Raw genomic sequence first — 12,430 nt, 5'->3', positions numbered from 1 at the left:
TGCCAGTGCGCAGAGCGGGATGTCGGCGTCACGACGAGTCTTTTTCGTCCCTGACTCGTCGTGACGCCGACATCCCGCGAAAGACGGCCTCCGGCCGGAGCCGGCGACTTATCCACAGGCCTGACTCGTCGTGACGCCGACACCCCTTCCGCCACTCGTCGTGACGCCGACAAATCCTCGTCGTGACGCCGACGCAGACTCGTCGTGACGCCGACAAATCCTCGTCGTGACGCCGACGCAGACTCGTCGTGACGCCGACAAATCCTCGTCGTGACGTCGACGCAGGCTCGTCGCGACGCCGACGCAAAGCACCCGTAAGGTCCTGTTTGATATAATGTTTTTCGGCCCCATAACCTTATAACTTTATGACTTGTTTGACTCTTTGACTCAAAAAAAGAGCAAAGCGCATCGAGCAAGAAGGCAGTGCGTGAAACCCCTGGAAAGACCGGGCGGCATTGTCGGCGAAAGGACGAGTCGAAATGGAAAATATCTTACCAATGGTTGCTACCGCAGGTTGTTCTGATGCTTGGCGAGGGGAATTTGCTGACCCGGTGCGGCAAGCACCTGCGCCACTCGCCCTTTGACCGACATCTTCTTGGAAACCCTAGAATCACTATTCTGTGAATATAGCCGGCGTGGCATTTCGACTTTGCCTTCCCGCACACGCAACCTGCTCCCGGCCGTTGCGGCGAGCGACCAGCAGGGCGGAAGGCTATGCGAAAAATCTTGATGAAACGGCATGCCAACCCTATGATGGGCGTGACGGCACAGCAAAGCTGGCCCTGAGCGAAAAGGAAGAATCCCGGTGCGCAACAGCAAGCTTCTTGGTCCTTTCCTTTTCCTGGCCGCGGGTGCCGCGCTGGTCCTGCCGAAGACCCTGGAGCTGCGGACGGGCCTCCATCTGCCAAGCGCGGAGGCAGGCTACGCCAGCCTGGCGCTGGCAGGGCTGGTCATGGCCGCACGCGGCTGGCGCTCGGATCTGGCCAGGGCCTCCTCCCACGGCTTGTCAGCATTGCGGCGGGCGACAAGCGGATCCGCCGGGATCAGGCCTGCCAAACGGATGAAAATCCGCATACGTTGCGCGCGCTGACAGGGCAGGGCAGGAGATTGCCGGAACGTCCTGCGATCGCTGCCCTTGCCTCCAGAATGGAAGGACGAATGATGAGTGATCCCCTGAACGGCCGCGAGATCTGGGTGGTCTGGGGCGGGATCTTCCGCGATACGAGCTTTGCCGAGCTCGAACCCGGCACCGAGGAACTGCACGGCCCCTTCCACACGGCGGAAGCCGCCGAAAAGGCGTGGCTGGAGCGGATGCGCCGGATGGTGGACATTGCTTCCCACCGGCTCTTCGTGTTGCGGGCCGTGCCGGCGCCGGGCAAGCCGTGACCGTCAGGGGCGCTTTGGCATTCCTGATGCCGATCACCGCGCCGCGCCTCTGGGCAGCGCGGCGCGCCAATACCTGGCGGCATCGGTGCCTTGCCCTGGAGCAAACCCTTGAGCAGCTTTCAGAGCGGCTCGCGCGCACCGAGGTTGCCCTGTTGCGCGAGGAGCAGGCCAGCCTCAAGGCCAAGCTCCGGCTGGCCGAGGCGGAGGACGCCCTGATCAGGATGCAGTCCGCCCTGGACGCGCTGCGCCAGCTCCCAGGCGGCGCTTCGCGACCTATTCCGGGCAGGGCAGCGTAGGGCTACTCGCGAAAAACGCGCGCGAAACGCTCGGCCCGTTCCGCCGGCGGAAGCATGTTGCTCCGCCCGCCCGCGCAGGCGGAGCCGCAGGTGGCAGGTTGTACGGGCGCATCAAGCGATGCGTAGCCGGCCAGCAACAGAACGCCACCGGCACTTCCCAGAACCAGCAGGAAAAACAGGGCGAGAAGCCGAAAAGGCATGGCAGGGGGGCCTTAGGTTCAGGCCTTCTGGCCGATGGATAAAAAATAAACTACAAAGTCTAAAATTAACTTTCAATAAGCAATTTTCCGACAAATACAAAGAATGAGGCACCGTGAAGGGCGCCATAGCGGGTCAGGGCGGCTAACCTCCTGGCCAGCAGCCTGGGTCCCTCCTTTCATGCCGGCATTGATCCTCCTTCCCGTCCGCCGTCCCGCCGCTTCTTTCCCCTGGGCGGAAGCCGCGCGATGAGCGAACTCCAGACCCCCCGCTTCATCGCCCCTCATTTCATTGAAATTGAAGGCGGCGTGGATGTGCCGGGTCCGGTTCGCCGCGCCTGCGCCTTCACCACTGCAGCGCCCGGATGGCCCCGTGACGCCAGCGGGGCGACCCATCACCATCTCTGCGTGCTGCTTTCCGAAAATGGCCGCTGGCACGAGACGGGCGCGGTCCAGTGGCGCACCGAAGGCCGCGCCCTTTCCTCCGGCGAGCCGCCGGCCGTTGCCACCGGGCGCGCGCCGGACTTGATGCGCGGCATCGTGGCAGCGCTGGGAGCGGCGCATGCGCCGGTGCATCCGCGCGGCGACGCGACGCCGCCGGCCGGAACGGTGCTTTGCGTTGCTCCGGCCTTTGTTCCCATCGCGCGCGAGCCCGGCCTGCCGGGCATCTGGGCCTGCAGCCACCTGAGCGCAGCCGGCCCGGTTTCGGCGGAGCATCCCTGGACCCATCTGCAGACCGCCTTCATCCGGGCCTGGCCAGGCGGCGAGGGCCCCGCTTTCCGCTGCGAACTGGAGACGCTGTCCTTTTCCGCCGTCATGTCAGGCGCGGCACGGGCGGGAACGGCGGCGCGTGAAACCGCCTTCTGGTCCGCCGCCAGCCTGGAGGAGGCGATGCAGAGCTGCCAGGCACGCATCTTCGCGCCCCGCACGGCGGCGGCGGAGGACAGGCGCTAGAGCAGATCCCGTTCCGACGGCATCATCGGGACGGGTGAAGATGCTCGCCAAAACAAACGGCTAGAGCATTTCCCGTGAGCCAGGGCGAACGAAAAATGCCCTAGAGGAGCCTTGCGCCGCAGGGACCGGCAATCTCCGCGGCTGCTCGGGAGGCGCCTCGCCCTTTTCCAATGATGCGGGGCAGCAGCCCCGCAAACGGCTTTCCGGGTTGCCGCCCGGCTCGGGCGGCAACCCGCCTGTGGCCGCGTCCCCGGCCTTGTTCCCCTGCGCGGCAGAGCCGCTTTCCATGGCCCGGCTTGCGGACCGCGCGGCCGGCCACGCCCTCGGGTAAAGTCAACCGTCAACGGTGAAAGTTGACGTTGACGGAATGCCTGGAAGTCGGCAGCCTGCCCGCGTGTTCTGACAACAGAGCACGCGGGGGTCAGAGGGGGGACGAGCCGCATGGATGGGGAAGCGCTGCGCATGCTGCGCCAGCAGCTCCGGCAAAGCCAGTCGGAGCTGAAGGATGCTCTGAACCGGGCGCTGGGGCGCTCCTACGACAAGCCGCGGATCTCGCGCTGGGAGAATGGGCGCGAGCCGATCCCGGAAGAGGTGGCGCGCGCCATGCAGGCCTTGGCCAGCGGCCAGCCGCGCCACGCCCGCATCCTGGTGCTGGCCAACCAGAAGGGCGGCGTCGGCAAGACCACCTCCGCCCTCAATCTCGCCTGCGGGCTGGCGCGCCAGGGCCGGCGGGTGCTGCTGGCCGACCTCGACCCGCAGGCCACCGCCTCGGTCGCGCTGATGGCGGGCAACACCGTCGAGGCCTACCGGCAGGGCCGCACCATGGCGCAGGTGATCCTGCGCGACCTGCCGCTGGAGCAGGCGATCTTTGACCGCGCCGATCCGCTGCTGGTCGGCCGCGGCGGCTTTGACCTGGTGCCCAGCCATATCGACCTCGCTGAAACCGATGGCCGGCGCGAGCCGGGCTTCGACGTGGCGCTGCGCGAGGCGCTGGAGGCCGTGCGCGACCGCTACGACATCGTCGTGCTGGATGCGCCGCCCAACCTCGGCATGCTGACGGTGATGGGCCTCGCCGCGGCGGATGAGGTGATCATTCCCGTTCGCACCGAGCCTTATGACAGCATGGGCGTGGGGCTGATCCTGGCCACCATCGGCAAGGTGCAGCGGCGGCTCAATCCGGCGCTGCGCCTGGGCGGCATCCTGCCCACCCAGTTCGGCCCGCGAAAGTCAGTGGACCGCGAGGTGCTGGAGCAGCTGGTCGGCGTCATGGCGGGAAAGGCACCGGTGCTGGAGCCGGTGCCGGCCAGCGCCGTTTTCGGCCACGCCGCCCGCAACGGGCGCATCGCGCTGGAGGCCTCGTCGAGCACGGCCGCCGTGGCGGTCTACGGGCGGCTGGCCGCGGCGCTGGCGGCAGGGCAGCCGCTGCCGCAGGCCGAACTGCTCGCGCCCGCCGAGGAGGGCTGAACCATGCCGCCTTCCCGCAGGCCCGCCTCGCCGGTGCTGGGCGCGGCCATGTCGGCGATCGGTGCCGCCAGCGACGGGCTGGTGCCGGGCGACAGCCGCTTCCGCCATTCCTTTGAGGCGCCGCTGGCACGGATCCGCCCTGATCCCGACCAGCCGCGCAAGCGCTTCGAACCGGCCGAGATCGCCGCCCTGGCCGCCACCATGGCGGCCGAGGGACAGTTGCAGCCGGTGCTCCTGCGGCGTGACCCGGAGCAGCGCGGCGGCTGGATCCTGGTTGCCGGCGAGCGCCGCTGGCGCGCCGCGCGGCACAATGGCTGGGCCAGCCTGCTGGCCATCGAGCATGGGGGCGATGCCGCGCTCGCCGCCCTGCTGGAGAACCTGCAGCGCGTGGACCTGACCCCCGCCGAGGAGGCGCGCGGCCTGCAGCGCCTGCTAGACGAACGCGGCATGAGCCAGGCGGCCGCCGCCGCCCTGCTGGGCCGCAGCCCTGCGGAAGTCAGCGCCACGCTGCGGCTGCTGACGCTGCCGGCGGAGTTCCTGGAGCGGGCGGGCACTCTGCCGCGCAACCTGCTGGTGGAGCTGGCGCGGCTGGAAGCCGGGCCGCTGCGCGACCGGCTGTTGCGTCAGGCCGAGGCCGGCAGCCTGACCGTGCGCGCGTTGCGGGCGGCCCGCGCCCGGCCGCCCGCGGGGCCGAGGCCGCCATCCGCCTTGCGCATCACGCTGTTGCGGGCCCTGGCGGGAAGGCTGGAACGGCGAAAGGCCGAAGGACGGCCCTTGGCAGAGGAGGAGCGCGACCATCTCCTCGCGCTGCGGCGGCGGATCAACGCCCTGCTGGACTTCTGACGTCAGAAGTTTCCGGGCGGGACCGAAGGGGGGGTGTCACCCTTCTTTGAAGATCCCCGCCCGGGCGGCGACGGCCGCCCCGGACCGCGCGGCAAGGCAACCGCGCGGCAAGGCGAGGGGCAAAGTTCTGACGTCAGAATACCTCAGGCGGCTGTCGGGGGGGTGCCGCCGGCTGCCGCATGCAGATGGCGGATATTCTCCTGCATGGCCTGCAGCAGCTTCGCGGCGCGGCTGGCGAAGGCGGGCGGAAGCGGCTGCTGCGGCATGGCCGCAGCCTCCTGCAGCAGCTGCGCCGCATCGGCTTCCATCATGCCAAGCTGCTCCAGCGTCACGTGCCGCGCCGCGGGAAGGGCGCGCGCGTCGTCCAGGCGATGGCGGAGCATCTCCAGGCTTTCGGTCAGCTCCGCCATGCTGGCCGCCTGTTGCCGCAGGGTGGCCAGCGCCTCGTGCAGCGGCGCGGCCTCCATCTCGCGGTTGCCGGCAATGCTGATCATCGCCTGCAGCCGCACCGCATGGCTTTCCAGCGCCGCCAGGCCACCGGCGAAGCGGTCCGTCGTTTCGGTCAGGTAGCGCGCAGCGTCGCCCAGCGTCGCCTCGTTGCGCAACACACGCTCGACATGCCCGCCCAGGCCGTGAACCAGCACCTCCAGCTGCTGCCTTGTCTGCTCCGACTGCCGGCGCGCCGCATCGCCCTGCTCCGTCAGCGCCTGCGCGGCCAGGATCAAAGGCCGGGTGCTGTCCGGCAATGCGTCAAGCACCCGCACGGACGCCTCCAGCCGCTCCGCGGCAGCAGGGAAGGCCTGCAGCATGCCCGTCGCCTCCGCCGCGCCTTGCTGCAGGCGCAGGATGCCCTCCTCCATCTGGCGCAGAACGGCGGAAGGCGCCAGCAGGCTCTCGGCCGCCGCTTCCACCTGCCGCGCGCTGGCCTCGAGGCGGGCCAGCCTCGCCTCGGCCTCCCCCCTCTCCGGATGGTCCGGCCGGGTCATGAGGGCGGCGGCAGGGCTGGCCTGCTCCAGCGTCTGCCGGAACTGCTTCTCGACATGGCCGGCCAGTCCCGAGAGCTGGGCAGCGGTGGCCACGGCGCGGCTCGCCGCGCCGGTCGCCTCATGCACCTGTTGCTGCTGCTGCTCCAGAAGCTGGCGCAGCCCGCGAACCAGGTCCTGCGCTTCCGCTGCCTCGAGGCTGGGCTCCTCGGCCGCACGGCGCAGCAAGGCGCGCAGCGCGTGCAGGCTGCCGCCAAGCGCGATCACGGCCGCGGCGGCGATGCAAGCCAGCGCGGCCCCGCCGTTCCACGTCGAAAGCCCGGGATCCACAAAGCCGCTCGGGGAGGTCCACAGCAGGGCCGGGCCACACACAACCAGCGCCAGGGCCAGCTTCCAGGGCCAGCCCATGAGGGTGATCAGTTCCCCCCAGCCGGGTTCTTCTTGCCGCACCGCTTCTGCGCTCATCATTCCGGCCTCCTGCCGAAGGTGGTCATGGAGCCGCGCTGCGGCCCCGGTCAGGGATGCCTGGCTTTCTCCAGGCGGAGGGAAGGCGCCGCCATCGGATGGCCCGCCTTCGGCCAGGTCTTGCAGATCCCCGGGACGCATAATGCGAAAAAACACCAAATAGGCAAGCTGAATGCGCCTTCGCGGCAGGCCCGTGCCGCCGGAATCATGGTGCGGCCAGCCAGTAGGCCAGCCAGGGGGAAAGCTCGCCTGGGAGGCCGGCGGGCGGCGGGGCGGCTTGCCGGCGCCTGCTAGCCCGGCTTTGCGAGAAATTTCGCCTTGGCACGCCCGGCTGTTCGCGGGGGCCTTCTGATTGGCCGGCGGCGGCGGGGCGGCGTAGAAGCAGGGAGCAGGACGGGCTGGACGCTTCCGCGCGGAAGGCGGCTTTTGCGCCGGCAGCATCGGAACAGGCAGGAGAGGACGGAATGGAGCGCATTCTCGTCACCGGCGCAGCGGGCTTTATTGGCCATGCGGTTTGCGCGCAGTTGTTGCGGGACGGCTTCACCGTCTTCGGCCTCGACAACTTCACGCCGTACTACGATGTCCGGCTGAAGCAGGCGCGGCTGCAGCAGCTTGAGGGCCGCGCGGGTTTCCGCTTCGGCCGGATCGACCTCGCTGACGCGGCCGCCGCCCGGGAAGCCTTCGCAGCCTTCCGGCCGGATGCGGTGGTGCATCTCGCGGCGCAGGCCGGGGTGCGCTACTCGCTTGAGAATCCCGCCGCCTACACCGCCGCCAACGTCGATGGCTTCCTTTCGGTGCTGGAGGCCTGCCGCGCCCATCCGGTGCAGCACCTGGTCTATGCCTCCTCCTCCTCCGTCTACGGCGCCAACACCAAGGTTCCCTTTTCGGAAAAGGATCCGGTGGACCGCCCGGTCTCGCTCTATGCCGCGACCAAGCGCGCCAACGAGCTGATGGCGCAGACCTACAGCCACCTGTTCCGCATCCCCGCATCGGGGCTGCGCTTCTTCACCGTCTATGGTCCCTGGGGCCGGCCGGACATGGCCTACTACAAGTTCACCAACGCGATCTTCGCTGGCCAGCCCATCGATCTCTACAATCACGGCCGCATGGCGCGCGACTTCACCTATGTCGACGAGGTGGTGGAGGCGATCCGCCGGCTCACGCTGCAGCCGCCGGCCGACCGCGTTGCCGGCGAGGAGCCGGGCCGCATCGATCCCGGCGTGCCGCATCGCGTCTTCAACATCGGCAACCACACGCCGGTGGAACTGGAGCGCTTCATCGCCGTGCTGGAGGCGGCGATCGGCCGCAAGGCGGAGCGGCGCCTGCTGCCGATGCAGCCGGGCGATGTCGAGCGGACCTATGCCGATGTGGAGGCGCTGCGCCGTGCCGTGGACTTCGCGCCGCGCACCTCGATCGAAGACGGCCTGGCGCGCTTCGTCACCTGGTATCGCACCTTCCACAAGCCCGGCTGAGGAAAGGTGGCAGCCGGGCTCCGGCCAAGGCTGTGGAGCGGATGGGCTGTTCGCCAAAGCCGCATGCCGGCGCCCGATCGCCCGGAGCGCGCGGCCTTTCCCATGGCGCGGCTGAAGCGCCTCATGCTGGCTGTCCTCGCCAGCGTCGTACCTGCCAGGGTCGCATCTGGCAGGGGCGCATCTGGCATTGCCGGCGCGCGCTTCCCCGGGAAGCCGCGGGCCCACCCCACCTGCATCCTTGATCCGCAGACGCTGCGCCGCGCGGTGGTCCAGTACGGCGACGACGAAAGGCTGTGGGAGGTGCTTCGCCGGGCCGAAGCGGGCCGGCCCATCGTGATCGCCGCCATCGGCGGCTCGGTCACCCAGGGTGCCTGGGCCACGACGCCGGAGCGGACCTATGTCAACCGCGTCTTCGGCTGGTGGCGGGCCGCCTTTCCCAACGCGCCGATGACCCTGATCAACGCGGGGATCGGCCGGACGGATTCGCTCCACGGCAACAAGCGCCTGGAGCGCGACCTGCTGCGCTGCCGGCCCGACTTCGTCATCACCGAGTGGGCGAACAACGATGCCATCACGCTGGAGATGCGCGCCAGCTACAGGCGGCTGCTGACGCGCATTCTGGCCGCGCCGTCGCGCCCGGCCGTCCTCATGCTGTTCGCCATGGGGCGCGACGGGTCCAGTTCGGAGGACAACCAGGTTCCCGTCGGCCGCGAGCTCGGCCTGCCCATGGTCTCGCTGCGCGAGGCCATCCTGCCGATCGAGCGGAGTGGCCGGATGGATCCGAAGCACCGCACGGCCGATGCCGTGCATCCGAACGACCTGGGGCACCGGATCATCGCCCGGCTGGTGGTTCACCGCCTGCAGTCGGGCCTGGACAGCCTGCGGGCCGGGGAAGCGGCGCCTTCCGGCAAGGATCCTGGTGGGCGGGCGGGAGCGCGCGGCTGAGCCGGCGGCCCGCTGCTCCGGCGGCGGGCGAGGCGCGGGCCGCCGGCCGGACCGCGCGCCACGCGGAAGCCGGGCGCCTTGCCCGGCCGGGAAGCGCGGCAGGGGCTCGCCGGCCGCGGAACAAGGCCTGCTGATCGCCGACGTCCCGCATCCCGGTGGACCTACGCCGCCCGTCCTGCCGCGCCCTTCGCGCTCCTGGCGTGAGGCCGCCGGGCGGCTTCACCAGTCGAGGCCCAGAAGTTCCGCCAGGATCTCGACCGCCACAATCTCCTCGAAGGTCGCCGCAATGTGAGCCTCGATGACCTGCTTTTCCTCGGCATCGGCGGCACGGTGCACCGGCACCATCGCATCGATGCGCGCATAGGCTGCGGCGACGAACTGGCAGACTTTTTCCTCGGCACAAAGCGCCATTCCAGCAGCTCCTCCGGTGGTTGCGCTGCTGCCTTCCTGGCCTGCCGGCTGTGGCCTGAACGCGGCCGCGGCCGCCACCCTTCGACCCCATCTGTGGCAAGGCGCGGCGCCATCGCCCGGCGACGGAACCCGGCGGGCCACCGTTGCAGGCCGCGCTCAGGACCGCCGAGGCGAGGGGAGGGCCGTGGGGAAGGCCTGGAATGCGGCGGCGCCCGGCCATGCCCGGCGATGACGCCGGCGCCCTGCGCGAAGCGGGGATGAGCCGCGAGGCGCCGCGCAGCCCCCCGCTCGCCCCGCTGCCGGCCCGGCGCGGCCCTGCGGCGCGCTTCCCCGCGGGGTCACGGGCCCGAAAGGGCCAGCGCGACGGCAGCCTCCGCATGAATGGCTGTGGTGTCGTAGAGGGGAACCGCGCTGTCCTCCGGCCGCACCAGCAGCATGATCTCCGTGCAGCCCAGGATCACCGCTTCGGCGCCGCGCTCCACAAGCCGCGCGATCACCTCGCGGCAGGCCTGCCGGGAAGCGGGCTCGACGCGGCCCTGAACCAGTTCGTCATAGATCACCCGGTGCATCACGGCGCGGTCGCCGTCCTCCGGCACCAGCACCTCAAGCCCATGCCGCTCGGCAAGCCGCCCCTTGTAGAAGGCCTGCTCCATGGTGAAGGCCGTGCCGAGCAGCCCGACCTTCCGCAGCCCGGCCGCCTTGACGCGCTCGGCCGTGGGATCCGCGATGTGCAGCAAAGGCAGGCCGATGGCCGCCTGAACCTGGTCGGCCATGCGGTGCATGGTGTTGGTGCAGATCACAACGAAGTCCGCCCCCCCACGCTCCAGGCGCGCGGCGGCGGCGATCATCTCCGCCGTCGCCTCATCCCAGCGCCCGGCGTGCTGCAGCGCCTCGATCTCGCCGAAGTCGAAGGACCACATGAGGCAGCGGGCCGACCGCAGTCCACCCAGCCGGTTCCGCACCTGCTCGTTGATGATGCGGTAGTACTCGGCCGAGCTTTCCCAGCTCATGCCGCCGATGAGGCCGATGACCTTCTGTGACACCTTGCTCTCCTTTCCGGCGCTCTCCTTTCCGGCGCCGCATGAAGGCCGATCGTCAGAGGAACGGCAAGACCCGTTCGCCGCCCTGCCCAGATCCGCCGCGGAAGTGCATCATCATCATCCAAAACTGATGCCTGATCTTTGCAGGCCACCCCCGGCGTCTTGTGTGAAGCGGGTGGCCGGGGGTGAAGCGCCGCAATGCCCCTCCGGGCTGCTGTCGACCTGACCGGGACGCTCGGCCCGCAGGCCGCGAGGCCCGGTTGTCAGCCTTGTCCCTCTGGCCGCTCGGAGGCTGGTCCGATCGGGCGGCCCGGGCGCATCGCGCTCTCGATGATCGCTTCCCACGACTTGCCCTTCGCCCGCAGGAACTCGATCGAGGGGCCGCCCGCGCTGCCATAGACCCTGACCGTCCGCTCATCGATGCGGGTGCGGTACGGCTCCGGCGTCAGTTCCTTGAAGCGAGCGGCCAGTCGCCTGCGCTCCGCATGCAGGGCCCGCGCGATGGCTTCGGTGGACGCCCCCGCCCGCCGCATCTTGTCAGCGCGCGCATGCAGATCACGTACGGCTTGCTCGTAGCGAGAACGCAAGGTCATCGACGGGGCATCCTGCATGGTCGGGCGCAACTGAACGATCCTGGACCGCGCAACGCCGACTTCCCACCCATTCAGGCCGCCGCGGCCACCGTTTCCGGGCCGGCCGCCCGGCTTCGCCCGCCTCAGCAGTCGGGCTCCCGCCTTTCCGGAGGACCCCGTCCTGTGACGTCTCTTCGCTTCCTTGTCGCCGAGAGCGAGACACCCGAGGCGCGCGCAGCCCGTCGCGCAAGCGTCGGCCGCAGCAGCGGCGAGACCTATCTCGGCATACTCCGTGCCCTCTCGCCAGGCGCGGCCCTCGACCTCATCCGCCCCGCCGAGGAGGGCGCCGCGGTTCCGGACCGTGCGGGGCTCGAGGGCTACGACGCGGTCTTTCTGACCGGATCCCCGCTTCACGTCTATGAGGACACCCCGGAGGTGCGCCGCCAACTCGACTTCATGCGCGCCGTCTTCGCCTCCGGCACGCCCGCCTTCGGCTCCTGCGCCGGCCTGCAGGTCGCGACGGCCGCGGCAGGGGGCACGGTGCGGGCGAACCGGCGCGGTTGCGAGGCGGGCTTCGCGCGCCGGATCACCCGCACGGCCGCCGGCCAGGGCCACCCGCTCCTGGCCGGCCGGCCCGAGGCTTACGACGCCCCGGCCGTCCACTCGGACGAGGTCGAGCAGCTGCCGGAAGGGGCCGTGGCGCTCGCCGGCAATCGCGTCACGGCGGTGCAGGCGGCGGAGATCCGCTCCGGCAGGGGCGTGTTCTGGGGCGTGCAGTACCATCCCGAACTGCCGCTGTCGGAGATCGCGGCGGCGTTGCGCCGGCAGTCCGCGGCGCTGATGGAGGCCGGCCTGGCGCGCGACGAAGGGGAAGTCGAGGCTTACGCGGCGCGCGTTGACGCGCTGCACCGCGATCCCCGGCGGCGTGACGCGGCATGGCAGCTCGGCCTGGATGCGCAAGTCGCCGATCCGGCGCAGCGGAGCATCGAGTTGCGGAACTTCGTCGAGCACCTCGTGGGCCCGACGCGGGGCCAGCGCGGCCGGGAATAAGCCGCGGCGGAGCTACCGCCCCCTCATTCAGCCGGACGCCGGAACGGAGCCCCACCCGAGGCGCGCCGGGCCGTCAATCGCGTGCGGCGGGGGGATCGGCAGCGAGGCGCCACCCTGTCGGCCCGGGATGCTGTTGTTCTGGAGCAGCCGTTCCTGGCCAGCACAAGCGAGCCCGCAGCCGCAGGGACGGGGGCGGGGGCCGGGGGCGGGGCCGGCCGCGTCAGCCGCGCCGCGCCGCCTCGATCGCGGCGATATCGATCTTTCTCATCCCCATCATGGCCTCGAAGGCGCGCCTGGCCGCCGCTGGGTCGGGATCGGCGACGGCGGCCGTCAGGGCGCGTGGCGTGATCTG

General features: G+C 70.2%; 13 protein-coding genes. 9 read left to right on the top strand and 4 right to left on the bottom strand.

All coding sequences use genetic code 11. The annotated features are described in order from the left end of the window. The first annotated feature begins 805 nt into the window (after positions 1-805). From E0493_RS19590 to E0493_RS19565, 6 genes are all read left to right on the top strand, one after another. Positions 806-1,090 (top strand): hypothetical protein, encoded by a 285-nt coding sequence (locus E0493_RS19590; RefSeq protein WP_160938950.1) that lies wholly within the window; start codon positions 806-808, stop codon positions 1,088-1,090. 71 nt (positions 1,091-1,161) lie between these two features. Then, positions 1,162-1,386: a DUF4170 domain-containing protein gene (locus E0493_RS19585; protein WP_235913900.1), complete on the top strand. Its 225-nt coding sequence runs from the start codon at positions 1,162-1,164 to the stop codon at positions 1,384-1,386. Between the two features lie 26 nt (positions 1,387-1,412). Then, a complete protein-coding gene (locus tag E0493_RS19580) occupies positions 1,413-1,682 on the top strand; it encodes a hypothetical protein (RefSeq protein ID WP_160938948.1) in 270 nt (89 codons plus the stop codon). A 446-nt stretch (positions 1,683-2,128) separates the two neighbouring features. Continuing rightward, positions 2,129-2,833 (top strand): hypothetical protein, encoded by a 705-nt coding sequence (locus E0493_RS19575; RefSeq protein ID WP_160938947.1) that lies wholly within the window; start codon positions 2,129-2,131, stop codon positions 2,831-2,833. Between the two features lie 441 nt (positions 2,834-3,274). Next, entirely contained in the window at positions 3,275-4,297 is a 1,023-nt protein-coding gene (locus E0493_RS19570; protein WP_160938946.1) for an AAA family ATPase, read from the top strand. Between the two features lie 3 nt (positions 4,298-4,300). Then, a complete protein-coding gene (locus E0493_RS19565) occupies positions 4,301-5,140 on the top strand; it encodes a ParB/RepB/Spo0J family partition protein (RefSeq protein WP_160938945.1) in 840 nt (279 codons plus the stop codon). Between the two features lie 143 nt (positions 5,141-5,283). Here E0493_RS19565 and E0493_RS19560 read toward each other — a convergent pair whose 3' ends face one another. Next, positions 5,284-6,588 carry a hypothetical protein gene (locus E0493_RS19560; protein WP_160938944.1) on the bottom strand — a complete coding sequence of 435 codons (1,305 nt, stop codon included), beginning with the start codon at positions 6,586-6,588 and terminating at the stop codon, positions 5,284-5,286. 464 nt (positions 6,589-7,052) lie between these two features. Between E0493_RS19560 and E0493_RS19555 the strand changes: the two genes are divergently transcribed. Both E0493_RS19555 and E0493_RS19550 read left to right on the top strand, forming a co-directional pair. Then, the gene (locus E0493_RS19555) at positions 7,053-8,060 is read left to right on the top strand and encodes an NAD-dependent epimerase/dehydratase family protein (RefSeq protein ID WP_160938943.1); all 1,008 of its coding nucleotides are present in this window, start codon (positions 7,053-7,055) and stop codon (positions 8,058-8,060) included. A gap of 63 nt (positions 8,061-8,123) precedes the next feature. Next, positions 8,124-9,005, top strand: a complete 882-nt coding sequence (locus tag E0493_RS19550; protein WP_202397235.1) for an SGNH/GDSL hydrolase family protein — start codon at positions 8,124-8,126, stop codon at positions 9,003-9,005. A 219-nt stretch (positions 9,006-9,224) separates the two neighbouring features. Here the strand turns inward: E0493_RS19550 and E0493_RS19545 are convergent, their stop codons facing one another. The 3 genes from E0493_RS19545 to E0493_RS19535 all read right to left on the bottom strand — a co-directional run bounded on the left by E0493_RS19545 (position 9,225) and on the right by E0493_RS19535 (position 11,079). Further along, the gene (locus tag E0493_RS19545) at positions 9,225-9,416 is read right to left on the bottom strand and encodes a hypothetical protein (RefSeq protein WP_160938942.1); all 192 of its coding nucleotides are present in this window, start codon (positions 9,414-9,416) and stop codon (positions 9,225-9,227) included. A gap of 338 nt (positions 9,417-9,754) precedes the next feature. Continuing rightward, complete coding sequence (locus tag E0493_RS19540; protein ID WP_367614552.1) at positions 9,755-10,459, bottom strand: aspartate/glutamate racemase family protein; 705 nt, start codon at positions 10,457-10,459, stop codon at positions 9,755-9,757. A 260-nt stretch (positions 10,460-10,719) separates the two neighbouring features. Beyond that, positions 10,720-11,079 carry a hypothetical protein gene (locus E0493_RS19535; protein ID WP_202397234.1) on the bottom strand — a complete coding sequence of 120 codons (360 nt, stop codon included), beginning with the start codon at positions 11,077-11,079 and terminating at the stop codon, positions 10,720-10,722. 132 nt (positions 11,080-11,211) lie between these two features. On the opposite strand from E0493_RS19535, the gene E0493_RS19530 reads away from it, so the two are divergent. Beyond that, positions 11,212-12,078, top strand: a complete 867-nt coding sequence (locus E0493_RS19530) for a type 1 glutamine amidotransferase (RefSeq protein WP_202397233.1) — start codon at positions 11,212-11,214, stop codon at positions 12,076-12,078. Positions 12,079-12,430: the final 352 nt, after the last annotated feature.

Origin of the sequence: Teichococcus coralli, from assembly GCF_009829925.1 — a bacterium.
Classification (GTDB): Bacteria; Pseudomonadota; Alphaproteobacteria; order Acetobacterales; family Acetobacteraceae; genus Pseudoroseomonas; species Pseudoroseomonas coralli.
Note: the sequence above shows the minus strand (reverse complement) of the source record. Positions and strands in the feature narration are given on the sequence as shown.